Below are 17,468 nucleotides of genomic sequence, written 5' to 3'. Positions count from 1 at the left end.
TCCGATTCGTGGCAATTGAGCTGTGACTTCCAGCGCCGATCACACCAGTCTGCAGATGGAGAATTCGATCTATCGGTAGTACGGATGAAAAAAGTGACTATTCTCTACCCTTATTAGCAACAGATAAGCCCGGCAGTACGATCAATATGGCAAAAACCAATCCGACAGGTTTATGGGTTCCCGAACAGAAGGCCCCATCCGGTAATCCGATTTATCTCGATGACAAAAAGCTCGCAACCTGGGCCAAGGAACTGCCGGTTGCGAATGTCGGTGAAACGGCTCGCAAGCTATTTCAGACATTACGGTCATTCAACCGGACCCAGCTGGAGAGTTCACAACGAATACGCAACGCTGAACGGCTTAGGGAACCCTTGAGCTATGTCAGCACAAACCTGAACAAGCACTATTTAGGCGTACGCTTTCCCTTGAGCGACAAGGCACATAAGATTGCCAATCTCAACCGGGAACTGCACAGCGGTATGGCGACCGCCTATAAAGCGGCCATCATCGATCTGTTGATGGAGAGCCATGGCAGTCCTATTCAAGACCAACTAACCTTGGCTATCCACCGCTGCATCAGCTATCTGTCTCGGGTTGTCCTGCTCTCTGTTGTGGTCTATGACGCCTACCCGAAACGAACCTGGCAGGAACTCCATATACTCCATCGGCTGGCCAGCCGCTATGCCCTCGGTGCTTATACGGTAGAGGATGATCTTGAACAGGATACGATGCGGTCGAGCATTGACGAAATGTATCGCCGTTGTCTGCTGTTTTCATTATCGTCCCCCTATAAAATGAGGCAAAAGGATAATATTCAGCTTTTCGACGCACTACTTGAATGGAGTCGATATACTCTGATCTACCCCTATGACGAAGCGCCCGAATACAATACCATCACAATACACCAGAATACCGACTTGGCCCCCAGTCACGAGGCAAGAATAGAGCAGACCGACAGCAAATATTTGCTGATCATGGACGTATCACCCCTGCTGTCAGGCCTACGGGAATTGTTTGTCGACACACCGGACAGCTCTCTCACTCTGTCTGGCGCGGACGAGTTGGATAAAAGTTTGATACGCCAGTTGATCATGCTCTGGTCCAAGGCTCAGAAACGGGCATTTGTCAGAACAAAACTCAATTTTGAGCTAAGAATCGCAGTCGGCCTGCGCTCTGTATACAAACTGATCATGCTAGGGGATGAACCCTCATCGCCAGATGATACATCGGCCGATGACGGCACCTGGATCGAAACCCAGTTCGCCCATGGCAACGAACTCAAGGTTTCAGAGCATTTCTCGCTGATGCCGATGGATGTGGCAGCCTACAATCCTCGCCGTGGGGATTTCGAGGAGTTCGGCCCTAATTCAACAGATATCAGCAGTTTTGAAACACCCTTGGAAAGCGAGGTGAAAATCTGGGAAGATGACGACAAGAGCCAGTTAGACAGCGCTACAAGCCTGCTTCATACCATTAATGAAAGTGCGGGGGGCTACTGTTTGGATTGGCGAGGCAAAAGGATTCCTAAGATACAGGTCGGTGAATTGATAGGTGTACAGTCCGCTATGTCCGCCTCCCAATTCGGCGTAGGCGTTGTGCGATGGATGCGCAGTACCGACAATGATTCTATGAAAGTGGGCATCCAGATGATTGCCCCCAATGCGCTGGCAATTACAGCTACGGACAGTGAAAAAGGAAAACGGAAGCAGGAAGAGTGCCTGCTGTTGCCTGAGGTAGGCACGTCGGGTCAGCCCACCAGCTTTATCTGCTCCTCATACACCTTCGAGTTAGGTAATGTGCTATCGGTGAACGATGGTGAAAATAACAAGCAGATAAAACTGACCAGGCTGCTGGAGTCGAGCGGTTCCATATCCCAGTACCAATTTATCTACCTGGACAGCACTTCGACTGCAGCCGAGAGCGAAAATGACGACGATAGCGATTCGGATTTCGATGGTTTATGGTCGACATTGACATAAGCAGACGTCGATACGTCATTTACTAACTAACCTGTGGTCATAGAGGATTTAAAATCCGGCTTTCTCATACCAGCGTTTGGCCTCATCCAGATCCTTCTCCACCCCACGGCCCTCTTCGTACATCATGGCGAGTGTCGTTTGTGAACCCGCTAATCCCTGCTCTGCCGCTTTCTTGAACCAATCGACCGCTCTGGTCAGATTTTGCTCGATGCACTCCCCTTCAAGGTACATGAATCCGAGGCCGTGTTGAGCCATCGGATGACCCGCTTCAGCGGCCGCTTTCATGAATTTATATGCCATCAGTTCATTGACAACCATGCCAAGTCCGCCCTGAGCCATGATAGCCATCCGGTATTGCGCCTCAGTATCACCATTCTCCGCCAATGGGGATAACAGGGTGGCCGCGCGTGAGAAGTTCTTTCCCTCAAATGCGGCGATACCGCTACTCAGTTCAAACTCCATCTCGTTCATAGAATCACTCATACAGTTTGTCTCGCTTCAGATTTATCGATGTGAATCGCAATATGGAGTACACCTATCCTTTTACCCTTCTGTCGACTCGACCTTGGCTCAGTCTCTTCGCCTCAAGGCCTGATAGCAACACGGTTGCAGACCCAGGCCACCACTCGATCATCGGTATCGTACAGGCCGAAATTAAAAAGTGGAGTACTGCGTCCTTTTTCCCTTAGTTCCAGGGCTATTTGCTCGATTGTCGAATCGGGAAAATCAAAACGGAGTTCCAAGTCGCTGCGGCCCGGTTTGCGGAAATCCACACTCATTTCACGTGTCCAGACGGAATTGCCCGGAAATTTCCGATTTGCAGCCAACGCCGGGATAGGATCGGCCAAGGCTGATATACTGCCCCCAAACATGCTGCCGCCAGGATTCATACTGGATCTGCTCAATGGCAACAATAGCCTTACCCGGCCCCAATCTTCACTCAGTTGCAATACCTTCACACCAAGAAAACGGAATGGAGGAAATTGTTCAAGAGCCTTTGCAGCGCTGGCATCGTCCATATAATCGAACATGTCCTTAGCCTGTTAACCCCGATCAAATTGAAATTTTATATCATTCACAGAACAATTAACTCCCTTGAGGATCTCATGGAATATGTTGGTTTTCCTGCTGAACCTCATCACAATACACAAAATGCCTGAAACAGTGTGGTGCCATGCAGACCCGTATAAGCAATCGGATACTCACAACAGAAACAGGACGTAAAGCGGAATCAATTCTGCGAAACTGCGTCCATTGCGGCTTCTGTACGGCCACCTGCCCGACCTATCAGCTTTTAAGTGACGAGTTGGACAGTCCACGTGGGCGAATCTACCAGATAAAGCTGCTTCTTGAGGGCGCACAACCCTCCGCCAGTGTACAGCAACATCTTGACCGTTGTCTGCTGTGCCGAAGTTGTGAGACAACCTGTCCTTCAGGTGTTGAATATGGGCGGCTTATAGAGATAGGCCGTCGCCACATGGCGCAAAACTACCAGAGACCGTTGAGGGAGAGATTACTGCGTTGGCTGTTACGCAAAGTGATACCGAACAAAAGTTATTTCTCAACCCTTTTGCGGCTTGGTCAAACATTGAAACCCCTGCTTCCAGTAAGCGTTGGCAGCACCATTCCGGACAGAAACAGCATATCCCCCACGACCTGGCCGACACGGGATCATGCGCGAAAAATGTTGATCCTCGACGGTTGCGTACAGACGTCACTGGCACCATCGATCAATCTTGCCACAGCCCAGGTACTTGACCGTTTGGGCATCAGTCTCATTCGCACGCCATCTGCGGGCTGTTGTGGTGCTGTCGAGCATCACCTGGATGATGAGGATGCCGCAAAACAGGCGGCCAGACACAATATCGATTGTTGGTGGCCGCATTTGCAGGCGGGTGCTGAAGCCCTTATCGTTACTGCCAGCGGGTGTGCTCAAATGATTAAGGATTATGGCTATTTACTGGCAAATGACCCCGAGTATGCCGAAGCGGCCAAGCAACTGGCGAATCGCACCCGGGATATTGCTGAAATCATCGATAGCGAGGAGCTTGAGCCACTGAAGGAAGGGATCGACAATCAAACCCGAATCGCCTTCCATTCTTCATGTACCCTGCAGCATGGTCAGGGTCTGGCAGGCTGTGTCGAGGGTATCCTGGGCCGTCTTGGTTACCGTCTGACTGTGGTGCAGGATCCCCATCTATGCTGTGGCTCAGCGGGCACCTACTCGCTGTTACAACCCGGACTGGCTGATGAGTTGGGCCGGCGAAAGAGCCAATCACTGCATGCCGGCAAGCCTGATATCATTGCCACCGCCAACATCGGATGCCTAACCCATCTACAAAAACACTCCGCTCAACCCGTTGTCCATTGGATTGAGCTTTTAAACAGTGGCAAATTGACACATTCCGATAATATCGAAAACCGTCCCATAAAAGTCGAGTAGCTGCTACTATTTTGCTAGGACTTATTGACACTTATCCAACCGGTACTGTTGCGCCAGAACAATCATCAATCAAGACATGAGGAGAGTGTGGTTTGGGTAACCCAGCGAAACGACAAACGACGTGGAGTGGCGTTACGTTCAAGAACAATCCAGATGTATGGAGCTAGTGTAGGTTTGACTGTACATTGCTTATTTGCCTTGCTGGAGAAAAAATGGTCCCAGCGGAGCCGATCGGATCAGTATGAACATGGCCCGGGATTGAATCAAACACCTATGTATTGGTTAACACATTATTACTACCGAATCATATATCTCCAATAAAGATGCGCGCCCTTACTCATGTTTTACTCCTGATCCCGCTATGCTGGTTTGGCGGCAACTCGCTGGCCGGCATAGCCGCTATACAGCAGGATGAATCCCTTCTGCTCCAGCAAAGAGCTATTTTTGTCGCCGCAGAAGAGGCGCTGAGAAATCGGGAAACAACAACCTATCAACAACTCAGAAACAAGCTACTCGACTATCCGCTACTACCCTATCTCGACTATCAGGAAACGCTGGAAACACTCGAGCAACAGTCGATTGAGAGTGTTACAAACCGACTTAAATGGCTGGAAGGAACGCCGCTTGCAAAGAAACTGAGAAGTCATTGGCTGGCTCTGCTTGCAAAAGAGAAGTTGTGGGTCAGTTATCTCCAGTTTTCTTACCAGGGTGGAGCTGTTGGACAGCAGTGCAACCCCCTTCAGGCAATGATTGAAACCGGTAAAGCGCACGAGGCATTCAATTCTGTTGAACCGATTTGGTTGAGTGGACGCTCACAACCCAAGGCATGCGACCCTGTCTTCAAGGCCTGGATAGCAACGGGCAATCTCACAACATCACTGGTTTGGCAGCGAATCAATCTGGCCATGTCAGTGGGACGCACTCGCCTTGCACGATATCTCAAACGCTATCTTCCACCCGCAGAAAAAAGTATGGTCGATCGCTGGCTGAAGATCTACCGTCATCCGGAGCAGGTTGTGACCCTGCTGAAAAACACCCATGCAATGCGGGATGAAATGGTTACTCAGGCTATTCGCAGGTTAGCTTGGCGGGATCTTGACGCTGCCTACATCGCCTGGAAAAAGTTCCACAATCAAGCCATTTTCTCCGACTACCAGCAACGTAAAATCGTATATGCCTTGGCAAGTCGACTGGCACGAGAACCCAACAAACAGATCAACCAACAGCTTATTTCACTGCTCCCGAGCCACCTGCAACTCGATAGTACACTCTCAGAGAAACTACTTCAGGCTGCGCTCCAGGAGAATGACTGGCAATGGGTATTGCAAACGATTGACACACTATCCCCGAAGGAACGTCAGCAGGAGCAATGGCGCTATTGGCACTCCAGGGCGTTGATAGAACTTGGCCGAAAGCAAGAGGGTAAAACGCTCCTGCAGAGCCTCGCAACGGAGCGCAGTTATTACGGCTTCCTTGCTGCGCAACGTCTTGGAGATGAACCTAACCTCGATCATATGGCGCTACAGGCTGACCGGCAACTTGTCGAGACATTGGCGAAGCGTCCCGGACTCATACGAGCCCGTGAATTGATACGGTTGGATCGCCCGTTTTTGGCCCGTCAGGAGTGGAATCTCGCGCTTAAGGATGCAAATCAGGATGAATTGAAAGCCGCCGCCCGACTGGCACAACACTGGGAATGGCCCTCTCAAACTATCCTGACCCTCGCCCGCTTGCGCCATTGGAACGACCTTGAGCTGAGATTCCCACTGGCCCACAGGCAGGCAATTGCCGATCAGGCCAGGGATCACGGTATCGACACTGCCTGGATCTACGCCATTCTGCGCCAGGAGAGCGCTTTCATAAGTGATGCAAGATCAACAGCAGGCGCACGTGGACTGATGCAATTGATGCCTAAAACAGCAAAACAGGTTGCCAAAGAGCTGAAACAGTCACCGGTCAGGCTCGAAGATCTCTACCAGCCGGAAGTCAATATCAAACTGGGCGCAGGCTATCTCAACAAGGTCTACCGCCAACTACAAGAGAGTCCTGTACTCGCCACAGCGGCCTATAATGCAGGTCCTCATCGAGTACTCAGCTGGCTGCCCGAGCAGTCGCAGGCAAGTGATATCTGGATAGAGACCGTACCCTTCAAAGAGACCAGGGAGTACCTCAAGCGTGTTTTCGCCTATACGGTGATCTATAGCTACCGCTTGGGTAATTTGCCGAAAACCCTTCCGCTCGAATGGCTGAGACCTATCAAGGCTCCGAAAACGGAAGCCGATAGAGGCAGGTCCGCATCAGATGTCTGACTCCAGTGAAAGCGGAGTTTCCCCTTGTGTATCGTCGGATTGCCTGTTACGAGAGCTTCGTGAATGCAGTTTATCCTTAACCCGCCCGATCAGATTCGTATCGGTTATGATCTCATAGAAGTAGCTGTCCAAGATATCTCCATTATCCTCAATCTTTCCGGCATCCCAGACTTTTATCGCACCCTGCCGGATCACCAACCAATGAGAGCTTCCCCGCATGTCCACAAAGCGTCCGACATGGTAGTAGTGGGATCCACCTGAACGGCTGTGAATCTTCATCTTGTGTAGTACCATTTCGGATTTGAGTTTTACAAATGCGGCTTCGGTCAATTCGATTCCATTGATATTAAAGCGAAGACGATTGGGAGCATTTGCCTTGTTATCCTGGCTAATCTCCTGGAACACCTCTACCCGATGACGCTTACTTCTTCGCCAACTCTTATCATGGCGTAATTCTGCAGAACATGAGGAGAGTCTGTCCGCCTCATTGATAGCAGGAGAAATCATGATCTTCTGTTGCTCGTCATAGAGATAGGCAGGGGCATCATTACTGAAGGCTATGCCGAGCCCCAACTCCAGTTTGGGTAAGTTGTGTGCCTTGTTCTGACTGTTTTGAGCCTCCATGACGGCCAGGATCAATGCGTCTCCCTCCACAAACACCTTTTGCGCACCAAAACGTTCCAGCAACTTTGTGATCGGTCCAAAAAAGTTCATGCTGAAATGGGTTGCGGGATTGAGTTTTTTCTCTATCAGTTGACGAGTGATTTCAGTTGAACCTCTGATATCAGCCTTCAATATGACATGCGCCTTTATCTGCTGTTGGCTGTCAGGGTCCTTGCCAAGACGAAATTCGTAAAGACTGCCATTGTCACGGGATAGCTTGATGCTCTCACCATCCTGCAATACACGCAAACGACTCATCTGCTGGTAGGTGTAATAGGCCAGCTTGAGATCACGGCGAAATGTTATGAAATCCTTCACATAGCGAATGACATAATCCTTTTTTTTATTGGCCGGCATGCGACGAATGTAACCCGATACAACATCCAGCGCCTTGAGTACCTCACTACCCTTGTCCGGTGTATTAACCAGTCGTTTCACCAATGCCCGGCGTGGCAAATCACCCGCAAGAAAGCGGTAGATATCCTTTACCGATACCTGTCCATTTAACTGTCGATAAAGCCTTGGCGTACGATATGCGGCGATGGCACGTGGCACCAATCCAGCTCTATCTATCCTTTTCAACAGTTGCGACTGAAGCTCTTCACGTAGGTTTTCACACTCAGAATTCTCCCAAATCGACCTTTTACTGCCTTTTTTTGAACGTGAGAACCACCCACCGCTCTCACCAGAAGAATGCTGTAACAAGAGGTCAATATTTCTAGGTACGTCCAACCAGGAGACATCGATCTGTTTGAACTCTGCTTCAGAAAGGTTTCTTTCCAACATCCTCTGTCCATCAAGAAACTCCGAAAACCCGCTACGCAATTCCCGGTTACGTATCTGGAAAGCCTGTCCTTCACTCACACCATTGCTCTCGATACCATCCCTATCCGGTGCTTGCGCCCAACTTGGCAGGTAGTCCTGATAGGTACTGGTAATGATTCTATTGGTGATATCAAAGTAATTCTCATGATCCCGATCCACACACAGCAAGGGATAGTGATTCATGATGTATTCTTCACTGGAAAGGTTTGGCAGATGCAGCAAGGGATTGAATAGGAGCTGCTTGGAGAGAGTCCACGAGGTCCCCACCACGGACTTTCTCAATTTACGCAGCTCCTTGGATTCAAGACGCTGGACGATCTTGAAGAGTCTGCGCAGGGTGAGATAACGGATGCCCGGCTCCAGCCGTGCCAGAGTTACAATCCGTTCATGCAACTCCAGTGCGTGTCCACTGCTGGTACCCTCCGGCAAATTACCATCCTGATCCAGCTTGTTACGTAACTCTGCAACCGTTGCAACAGGCGATTCCAACAGCAGTTTCAGCAGGACCAGGTGCAGCAATTGCAAAAGATCCTTCACCGCCGCATCCCTGTGAACCTGCTCCAGCGCACCCTGCATCATACTCCGGTAGACTGACTTAAAGTTCTCAACATCGTTTCCGCTGGGCGGAGCATCCATTTTTACCCAGCCATGTTTGGTAAGCTCTTCATAAACAATCTTTTTGACGAAATTGGCGAGAGTTGAGCGAAACTGATAGCTTAGCGCGACATCGATATGATGGTTATCAACACCTATCTGGAAAAAATCCAGCTGACAATGCGGGATGGCACTGCTCCGAAGCGGTGCTACAAAGTCTCCAACATCCGGTTGAATATGCAATAGCCTACTGACCTTTGTAACCATAAAAAATGACCATCGGCATTATCGCCTTTTCCAGGCAACCGTAACATGCTGGCTGTGTTGCCGATATAAAAGTAAAAAGTCTTTTGTAACTCAGTGCGTTACACTATCTGAGTCTAGATCATGATCAGACACAGTAAAACTTTTCTGGGTAGACCCCGATCTCAAAGATCAAAAATTGTGATCTGTTTTGAAGAAATTTTGCCTGAATTGGAAAAATACATCATTTCCTGTCGAGCATGGCGGAAAGCAATTGATCTTCCAACTCAATACGTACGGCCAGCTCCTCTCCCAGTTGAGAAAGGTCATCCGACAAGTGATCCAGCTCCAACTGATGATCGGAGATATCATATTTGTCGTTAAAATTGACTGCCACTTCGCTCGCTTTGACGAATTCAGGATAGATTTTCTCCGCCACCCTAATGACACCGCTACGGCGCTCACTGCCATTGCTGATTCGCCCGAAGACCTCGAAATGGCCAAAGGCGGTGTAATCGACGAGTACCTGGCAAAATGACTGAAGCAGTTGGTCAAGTGATGTCGAACGATGGTAGGGTTCAAGCCCTGCAACCTCACAAAACCGAACCAGCATCTCTTGACGCTCTGCCAGCAGCTTATCAATCAGGTCTTGCGTGACCGTTCTACGCTCCTCGACGCTCCTCGACGCTCCCTTCTTGAGAACTCATCAGGATCCTCCCACAAACCATAGTTCTAATTATCGATCGATACGACGATCAGGACATTGCCAGATGAATTCTATAATCCCGTGAAGCAAATGTCATTGGGAAGCTAACTGGCGCAGAAATAAATTCGACAAGTGTCGAAACTGGTAGCCTTATTCGGCTATTATTACCATTCACTATGGCCCCAGCAGACTGGCACGTATCGGAAATTTCTCATCATGCATCGATTTAGACGCACTACCATCCATTCATGGATTTGGCTGATACCGCTGCTTTTTATGAACCTTCCGGATAGTCAGGCAGCGACATCGCCAGCCAATATCATGAGCAAGGCAATGATTGCCATGATGGACACTATGGGCGAACTTGCACACAGGTTCAAAGGAGACACTGATTGGGATTTCGATATAAGTTCGTCCCCCGACTGGTACGGTTGGGGCGGATCACCCTGGGATAAACCTGGAAGGGGCTATTATCCAGGCTATTCAGCGCCGGCACCGGGTCTCGGCCCATACACCTACTCGGCACCGGGATTTGACGGACACCCGATGCGGCGCCTTGCTCCACGACCTAAATCCCCAATGACCAGAAAATCGATTTTGGATGGCATCTGGATAGGCCGGGGCGGTGAAATCGTCTTGGTTATGTATGGCCATTTTCGGATCTACGCCAATGCGGAAGTCTATCGTGATGGCCGCTATCGTATTGTGGGAAACAAGCTGCTCATGCTCGATCCGGAAACGGAGCTGGTCCAGGAATATGATTATGCGCTCGACAACGGTCGGATGATAATGCGCGGCGAATCGGGCGACTTCCTCTATTTCAAGCAACTGCCGATCCCGATACCGCCATACATCTTGATTGAAGGCATCAAATCACCCAAATAGCAGTTTCACCCCTACCAAAATGAGAAATAGCGCGAAGACGCTTTTCAACCGCCGCTCCGGCAATCGATGAGCCAACGCCGCTCCTGCAGGCGCGAAAAGAGTACTGGTGACGATGATAATAAGCGCCACCGGCCAATAGATGTACCCACTGCTATAGAGCGGCAAACCCTCTAATCCCCAACCAACGACAATGAAGCTGGCAGCCCCCGACAATGCAATCGGAAGACCGCAAGCACTGGATGTGGCAACCGCCCTTTTCATCTCGACACCGGTGGCATGCAGGAAAGGCACAGTCATAGAGCCGCCACCAATCCCCACAATGGCGGATATGCCACCAATTAGCGTGGCTACAGACACCATACTCAAGGGGGGCACTTGTCGTGTTTTACTTCGAGCCTTGCCCGTGCGAATCATTCGCAGACCGACAAAAACGGCAAATATACCAAAGACAGTTCGCAGTACATCACCATTCAACAAGCTGGCAACGACACTGCCGAGCCAAGCACCGATTAGCAAACCCGGAGCCAGAATCCAGAAATCACGCCAATTTACACCGCGACGTTTGTGGTGGGCATAGGTAGAAGAGAGCGAGGTAACCACGATAGTTACCAAGGAGGTTCCCACTGCAATATGAGTGACATGCTGAGGAGCCACATCAAGCAATGGCAATCCCCAAATCAGTGCAGGAACAATCACCAGCCCCCCACCGATACCAAAAAGGCCGGCCACAAGACCGACTAGGGACCCCAACAGTAAAAACAACAAGAGCGATTCAAGACCGATGGAGAAGATCAAAGCATTCATCGGGAAATATTTCAGTCTCTCCTGCAGAAGGTAAGCATCAGGTTTGCGAGTTTACACTATGATGCCGAGAAACCGATGATATCTGTACTCAACAACTATTCACCTGCCCCCCCTGGATGGAATGGTGACTGGGCTCAGCCATCTCTGGATCACTGCCTGTGTGAGGCCTGTACAAGGATCCTGTTCTAAACAGATCGCTTTCCAGGTCTTTAGATCACACTTTAAAACACTTTTAGGTTACTGATATAAAAAGGGATTATCAGATACCCTTGATGATGCCACGATAGTTTGATGATACAGGTCGAGAGGCTCCACTATATCTGAGATCAACCTCACAAAAATGGTAGAAATTTAGAATAATTAACAGATTTTAGCCTGGGAATTTGTTGCTATATTAGAGAATTTTGATATACTACTACTTATCATCTGGTAAGCAGTAATTAATGATGATCAAGCAGTACCTTTTTGTAGCACTTCTACTCTTTTCCGGCGCCAGCTCTGCCGATCCCGCATTGACAACCGATGACTGGTCCGATCTCTCCAACATCGCTCGCAAGACACATTTACCCATTCTCGTTGTCTTCAACGCCGACACCTGCGGCTACTGTCAGCGGCTGAGAGATGAAGTCATTGAACCATTAGCCCACGAAACAGACCACAAATTGCCCCTGATCCGCGAATTTGATATCTATTCGAACGGCAAGATCATCGATTTCAACGGTGACCCGATCCGCAGCCGGCAGTTTAAGAGCCGCTATAATATCTATGCGGTTCCAACGCTGATGATACTCGATCCAGATGGAAATCCCCTGGTAGATCCGATCGTGGGGTATAATTCCCAGGACGAATACCTGGAGTTGCTGCGAACATCCCTGTTCGCCTCTTTCCAGGCCCTTGAATAAAGAGCCAAAGGATTTGCTCCATTCCCGGGAGCCAGAAGCATGCTTTCGCTTCAACCTCAGGCCGACAACCTGAAACAACTTGCTCACATTTTCGTTCTCTACCTCTTGAGCGGCTCATACGTCGCCGCCGATGTTGGCAAACTGCCCCCTCTCGAGGATATACAGCAGCTGAGCAGGACGTCCAAACAAAACCGGATCCCCATCCTGTTAATGGTCTCTCAGTACCATTGCGGCTATTGCGACCGGATGAAAGAAGAGGTGCTGCAACCCCTGCAACTGGACCAAGCGTATCGGCATCGGGTACTGATACGAGAACTCTCCATCGATCCCGGTGAAATGGTCACCACCCTGCAGGGTGAGCGGCAGGCAGCTGATGATTTCATCACTCAATACAATGTTTCGGTAACACCCACACTGCTGTTTCTCGATGCCGAAGGCAGAGAGGCTGCTCAGCGTATTATAGGTATCAATACCGTGGACTTTTTGTTTCTCTACATCGAGGCCGCGATCGACCAGGCCACTGCTAAAATCCTATCGGCAGGGGATTGACCTGCTCTTGCGCAGATAAAGTCACTTTTCAAGATAGTGCTGCAAGTTCCCAGGTAGCGGATAATCCGGATTGTGATCATGCATCAGGTTGACGGCGCCTGGTGGCTTGGCAACCGACACGGTTGTATCAGAGACGTTCACAGAAATCCCGAAGACTGAAACCCTGCAGATTGATATCCAACCCCTTCAGCAGCCCCAGAACCTTGAAACGCTCTCCCATTTCCGTGGGCAGGGTCAGACGTTTGACCCCCTGCACCAAGGATATATGCCGACTCAAGTCGTTTGGATCGGACTCCGCCAACAGACTATCGAGACCATTGGCAATGAGGAAATGGGCCTGGGTTGTATAACCACCCAATCTGAATCCCGCCTCGACCGCATCCCTCGCGAGTGCAGTGAAATCGACCTGACTGGTAATGTCCTGCAAACCAATCCAGCGAAATGGATCGCTATGGGCGCGATGACGATAGTGGCACATCAAGGTACCCTGGTTACGATGCGGGTGATAGTACTCCGCCCGGCTGTACCCATAGTCGATCAGGATCGCCACACCAAGATCCATTGCCATGGCCAAGGCCGATACCCAAGCGGTTTGACGAAGATTGATTTCCGAAATATAACCGGAGGGCAGATCACCGCAGGTTTGATAGATTTCTTTGACCGCAGACTCAAGGCCGGGGGTGGTGGGAGAATCAAAATGTTCCCGCAATTGATCCTCATCACATATCACGAAACACTCTTCGACTGCACCGTCATTGATCCGAAACCGACATGCCGGCATCGCATCCAACAGCTCATTGGCGATTACAACACCCTGAATACCGTTCGGCATCGTGTCCAACCAATTCACCCGATGGAGAAGATGGGGAACACGCGCCTCAAGCGTCTCATGTTGCCGCGCCTTGAGTTCAGGGCTGAGCTCCAGAATCTGATAGCGGTGCGGAAGTCTGCCCAGCTGTTCCAGCTCCGCCAACAGATCGGCTGCAAGCACCCCGGAACCGGCACCGAACTCCAATACATCGCCTGACTCAATTTCCGCCAATACCGGCTCTATCTGACGGGCAAGGCATTGTGCGAAAAGGGGTGAGACCTCCGGTGCGGTGATAAAATCGCCCTGTTCACCGAATTTACGGCTACCGGCCACATAGTAACCCAGCCCCGGCGCATACAGCGCCATCTCCATAAATCGATCGAAAGGAATGGCACCGTTCCCGTTCTCAATTGCGCGCTTTATCTGTCGCATCAGTCTTTCGCTGACAGCTTGGGAGGTGGCATCAGGCAACGGCACTGTTCTTCCGGATGGCGCTGATTTATCGCTGAGACAGTCGGGCATATATTTTGAAACCTTGATGAATCCGTTAGAGTAGACGCGACATTCAACCACGGAGTTCCTCAATGACGCAAAACCGGAATGGTCTGACTGGAAAATGTGCGCTGATCACCGGCGCCGCACATAGGATAGGTGCCGCTATCGCCCATCAGTTACACGCTGAAGGGATGAATATTCTACTCCACTATCGCCATTCCAAGGAGGCGGCAGAGCAGGTAAAGCACGAACTGGAGGAGAAACGCGCCCAATCTGTGTGGCTGTTGCAGGCCGATCTGCACCAAGCTGAAAGTTACGACTTTCTCGTCAATCAGGCCGAGACGCTGTGTCAGCGGCTTGACCTGCTGGTGAATAATGCCTCAAGTTTCTATCCGACCCCGCTCCAGGAAGCGACTGTCAGCGATTGGGACGACCTCATCGGCAGTAACCTCAAGGCGCCCTTTTTTCTTTCACAAGCGGCGGCTCCGCTGCTCAATCGAAGTGAAGGCTGTATCATCAATCTTGTGGACATCCATGCCAGGCGACCGCTTAAGAACCACCCCATCTACTCGATCGCAAAAGCAGGTAACGCCATGCTGGTAAAATCCCTGGCACGGGAGTTGGGTCCTGCAATCCGCGTCAATGGCGTTGCACCAGGAGCCATTCTCTGGCCGGAACAGGGCCTGACCGACCGGGAACGCACGGCTATTCTCGAGCGCACCGCATTGAAACGGGCGGGAACACCGGAAGATATAGCCCGCACACTGCTGTTCCTCTATCGTGACGCCACATATATTACCGGCCAGATAATCGCCGTCGATGGCGGCAGAACATTACAGCAGTAAGGCGGACCAATAGTACTATGGGACATACATCAACTACTCTGAAGGTGCCGCAACAGTATGACGGCATGCGTTGTAACATCAACAATCAAACATCGGAAACACTTCTTTAACCACGAGCTATTGACTATGACGGAAGTATCATCCGGCCTGACATTCAGACAAAGCGTCGACCATATGGTCGATCGTGCACTGGCTTTTATGGAGCTGGATCCCGGTATCGCCAATGCCATCAAATCATGTACTTCGGTTTTACAGGTTAGTTTCCCTGTAGACATAAGAGGCAAGGTTGAGCTTTTCACCGGCTGGCGAGCGGTACACAGTATCCACCGCCTGCCCGCCAAGGGCGGATTACGCTATGCGGAAAACGTGGATCAACAGGAGGTCGAGGCGCTTGCGGCACTGATGACTTATAAATGCGCCATCGTTGACGTCCCATTCGGCGGCTCGAAAGGTGGGCTGTGTATCAATCCGAATAACTACTCCAGGGATGAATTGAAGCAGATTACACGCCGCTTTGCGCGAGAACTGGCGGCACCGGGCTTTCTCAACCCGGCAACCAATGTGCCTGCACCGGATATGGGGACCGGTCAACGCGAAATGGCCTGGATAGCCGACACCTACAAACACCTCTATCCCGAAGAGATCAACGCCCTTGCCTGTGTCACCGGCAAACCGGTAGCACATGGTGGCGTCAACGGTCGAACCGAGGCCACCGGACGCGGAGTACAATATGCACTGCAGGAGTTTTTCAGGCACAAGGAGGAGCTTAATGCCGCCGGTATAGACGGTGGATTGGAGGGTAAGCGCATCATCATCCAGGGACTGGGTAATGTGGGCTATCACGCCGCCAAGTTTCTATCCGAGGAGGACGGCGCCAAGATAGTCGGCATCATTGTCCGGGACGGAGGGATTTTCAATCCCGATGGAATCCATGTGGAAGAGGCGTATTACCACCGCTGCTCCCATGGAGGGCTGAAGGGATTTGCCGGCGGCGAGTTCGTTGTGGAAGGCGAGAAACTTCTGGAAACCGAGTGCGACATCCTGATACCCGCCGCGATCGAGGGCGCGATCAATGAAGACAACGCACCTAATATCCGCGCCAAGCTGATTGCCGAAGCAGCCAACGGCCCGGTCACCTTCGAGGCCGACCGCATCCTGCGCAGTCGAGGCATCACCATTCTGCCGGATGCCTATGTCAATGCCGGTGGTGTAGTGGTCTCCTATTTCGAGTGGATTCGTAACCTCAGCCATATGCGATTTGGTCGTATCGAACGTCGTCTGGATGAGTCACGCGGCAGACATGTGGTTGCCGCGCTGGAACAAACGACGGGAAAACAGGTCCCCGAGTGGATTAAGGGCAGCCTGTCCCGGGGCGCAGACGAGCTTGACTTGGTACGATCCGGGCTCGATGACAGCATGCGACTGGCGCTGCAGGAGATTATCGACATACGCAGTCGCAAACCCGAGCTCGAAGATTACCGAACCGCCGCCTATGTTATCGCCCTGCAAAAACTGGCGCGCTCCTATATTGATATTGGCGTTTAAGAACAATACAAAAACACTTTACATTTTGAGGTATTTGTATAAGAATTTAATTCGTATAGCTACTCGGCGGGTTATCGTACGGATTGACGATTGAAGGGACACAGACGATACACACAAAGGTATCGCGCACAGGGAGGAGTGATCGTACATGGGTAATAGTAACAGCCTGATCCAATATCTCGGCACAATCATATTAACTGCCGAAAATATCCTACACCTGACATGGCGCCCTTCAACCTTTCGCCATTCCAGTGATTTCAAGCACAGCTTATTCTCACGACAAGCCTATGTAAGGAATGGATAGCCTTTAATCAGGTTGAATACCTGAACAACACCATAATGCTCATGATTTCACGCCAGCTGAATATAAAAGATCAGGTATACATCCAAACAGAAACAGGAGTTCATGTATGTCACTAATGCAATGGGTAGAGGAGAAGCACGGTACAAGTGTCGACCTCTGTGATAGTCAGCATAAAGAGCTGTTCGACCGTGTCAATGCACTTCATGATGCTGTCACCAGTAGAGACCAAATCGATATCGGCAATCGCTTGGACAACTTGATTGATTTTGTCGTCAGGCATTTTGAGACCGAAGAACGTTTAATGGAGGAGCGTGGTTACAGCGGATTGGACCATCATCGTCAAGAGCATGATCTACTGATCAAGATATGTACCGATATCCAGGATAAGTTTCATGCCGGTGAAATGGAGATCGAGGAAGGCACATTAACCTACATAAAAGAATGGCTCGATCACCATATCCCGATCATTGATAAACCGTACGGTCCTGCATTGAGTAATTGAAGACTACAAGTTTTGATGAAAAGCCAGGTTTGGCTTCATCCTCGCGGGACCTGCGAGTGCCCCC

At 50.5% G+C, this 17,468-nt stretch carries 14 protein-coding genes and 1 pseudogene; 9 read left to right on the top strand and 6 right to left on the bottom strand.

Features of this window, described 5'->3' with window-relative positions; all coding sequences use genetic code 11:
* The first annotated feature begins 146 nt into the window (after positions 1-146).
* Positions 147-1,979 (top strand): hypothetical protein, encoded by a 1,833-nt coding sequence (locus tag CODIS_RS00765; RefSeq protein WP_069120468.1) that lies wholly within the window; start codon positions 147-149, stop codon positions 1,977-1,979.
* A gap of 48 nt (positions 1,980-2,027) precedes the next feature.
* On the opposite strand, the gene CODIS_RS00760 is transcribed toward CODIS_RS00765, so the two are convergent.
* On the bottom strand, positions 2,028-2,462 hold the full coding sequence (locus tag CODIS_RS00760) for a tetratricopeptide repeat protein (protein ID WP_069120448.1): 435 nt from the start codon (positions 2,460-2,462) through the stop codon (positions 2,028-2,030).
* 101 nt (positions 2,463-2,563) lie between these two features.
* On the bottom strand, positions 2,564-3,010 hold the full coding sequence (locus CODIS_RS00755) for a PaaI family thioesterase (RefSeq protein WP_069120443.1): 447 nt from the start codon (positions 3,008-3,010) through the stop codon (positions 2,564-2,566).
* Between the two features lie 143 nt (positions 3,011-3,153).
* Between CODIS_RS00755 and glcF the strand changes: the two genes are divergently transcribed.
* Positions 3,154-4,422, top strand: a complete 1,269-nt coding sequence (gene glcF / locus CODIS_RS00750) for a glycolate oxidase subunit GlcF (protein ID WP_069120439.1) — start codon at positions 3,154-3,156, stop codon at positions 4,420-4,422.
* A 323-nt stretch (positions 4,423-4,745) separates the two neighbouring features.
* Positions 4,746-6,731 carry a transglycosylase SLT domain-containing protein gene (locus tag CODIS_RS00745; RefSeq protein ID WP_069120434.1) on the top strand — a complete coding sequence of 662 codons (1,986 nt, stop codon included), beginning with the start codon at positions 4,746-4,748 and terminating at the stop codon, positions 6,729-6,731.
* On the opposite strand, the gene CODIS_RS00740 is transcribed toward CODIS_RS00745, so the two are convergent.
* Both CODIS_RS00740 and CODIS_RS00735 read right to left on the bottom strand, forming a co-directional pair.
* Positions 6,720-9,080: a hypothetical protein gene (locus tag CODIS_RS00740; protein WP_069120430.1), complete on the bottom strand. Its 2,361-nt coding sequence runs from the start codon at positions 9,078-9,080 to the stop codon at positions 6,720-6,722. The genes CODIS_RS00745 and CODIS_RS00740 overlap by 12 nt on opposite strands.
* A 220-nt stretch (positions 9,081-9,300) precedes the next feature.
* Positions 9,301-9,726, bottom strand: a pseudogene (locus tag CODIS_RS00735) (Rsd/AlgQ family anti-sigma factor); the annotation flags it as partial.
* Between the two features lie 252 nt (positions 9,727-9,978).
* Between CODIS_RS00735 and CODIS_RS00730 the strand changes: the two are divergent.
* Positions 9,979-10,647 carry a hypothetical protein gene (locus CODIS_RS00730; protein WP_069120420.1) on the top strand — a complete coding sequence of 223 codons (669 nt, stop codon included), beginning with the start codon at positions 9,979-9,981 and terminating at the stop codon, positions 10,645-10,647.
* Here CODIS_RS00730 and CODIS_RS00725 read toward each other — a convergent pair.
* Positions 10,636-11,451: a sulfite exporter TauE/SafE family protein gene (locus CODIS_RS00725; RefSeq protein WP_069120414.1), complete on the bottom strand. Its 816-nt coding sequence runs from the start codon at positions 11,449-11,451 to the stop codon at positions 10,636-10,638. The genes CODIS_RS00730 and CODIS_RS00725 overlap by 12 nt on opposite strands.
* Before the next feature lie 443 nt (positions 11,452-11,894).
* Between CODIS_RS00725 and CODIS_RS00720 the strand changes: the two genes are divergently transcribed.
* Both CODIS_RS00720 and CODIS_RS00715 read left to right on the top strand, forming a co-directional pair.
* Positions 11,895-12,353, top strand: coding sequence for a thioredoxin family protein (locus CODIS_RS00720; protein WP_069120410.1), 459 nt, complete (start codon positions 11,895-11,897; stop codon positions 12,351-12,353).
* A 39-nt stretch (positions 12,354-12,392) separates the two neighbouring features.
* Positions 12,393-12,902, top strand: a complete 510-nt coding sequence (locus CODIS_RS00715; RefSeq protein ID WP_083220460.1) for a thioredoxin family protein — start codon at positions 12,393-12,395, stop codon at positions 12,900-12,902.
* Positions 12,903-13,029: 127 nt separating this feature from the next.
* On the opposite strand, the gene CODIS_RS00710 is transcribed toward CODIS_RS00715, so the two are convergent.
* On the bottom strand, positions 13,030-14,235 hold the full coding sequence (locus tag CODIS_RS00710) for a class I SAM-dependent methyltransferase (RefSeq protein ID WP_069120897.1): 1,206 nt from the start codon (positions 14,233-14,235) through the stop codon (positions 13,030-13,032).
* Between the two features lie 62 nt (positions 14,236-14,297).
* Here CODIS_RS00710 and CODIS_RS00705 point away from each other — a divergent pair, with 62 nt between their 5' ends.
* The 3 genes from CODIS_RS00705 (at position 14,298) to CODIS_RS00695 (ending at position 17,404) form a co-directional block, all read left to right on the top strand.
* Entirely contained in the window at positions 14,298-15,053 is a 756-nt protein-coding gene (locus tag CODIS_RS00705; RefSeq protein WP_069120406.1) for a pteridine reductase, read from the top strand.
* Between the two features lie 126 nt (positions 15,054-15,179).
* Positions 15,180-16,598 (top strand): Glu/Leu/Phe/Val family dehydrogenase, encoded by a 1,419-nt coding sequence (locus tag CODIS_RS00700; protein WP_069120403.1) that lies wholly within the window; start codon positions 15,180-15,182, stop codon positions 16,596-16,598.
* 410 nt (positions 16,599-17,008) lie between these two features.
* Complete coding sequence (locus tag CODIS_RS00695) at positions 17,009-17,404, top strand: bacteriohemerythrin (protein WP_069120393.1); 396 nt, start codon at positions 17,009-17,011, stop codon at positions 17,402-17,404.
* Positions 17,405-17,468 lie beyond the last annotated feature (64 nt).

The organism is Candidatus Thiodiazotropha endolucinida (assembly GCF_001715975.1).
GTDB lineage: Bacteria > Pseudomonadota > Gammaproteobacteria > Chromatiales > Chromatiaceae > Thiodiazotropha > Thiodiazotropha endolucinida.
Note: the sequence above shows the minus strand (reverse complement) of the source record. Positions and strands in the feature narration are given on the sequence as shown.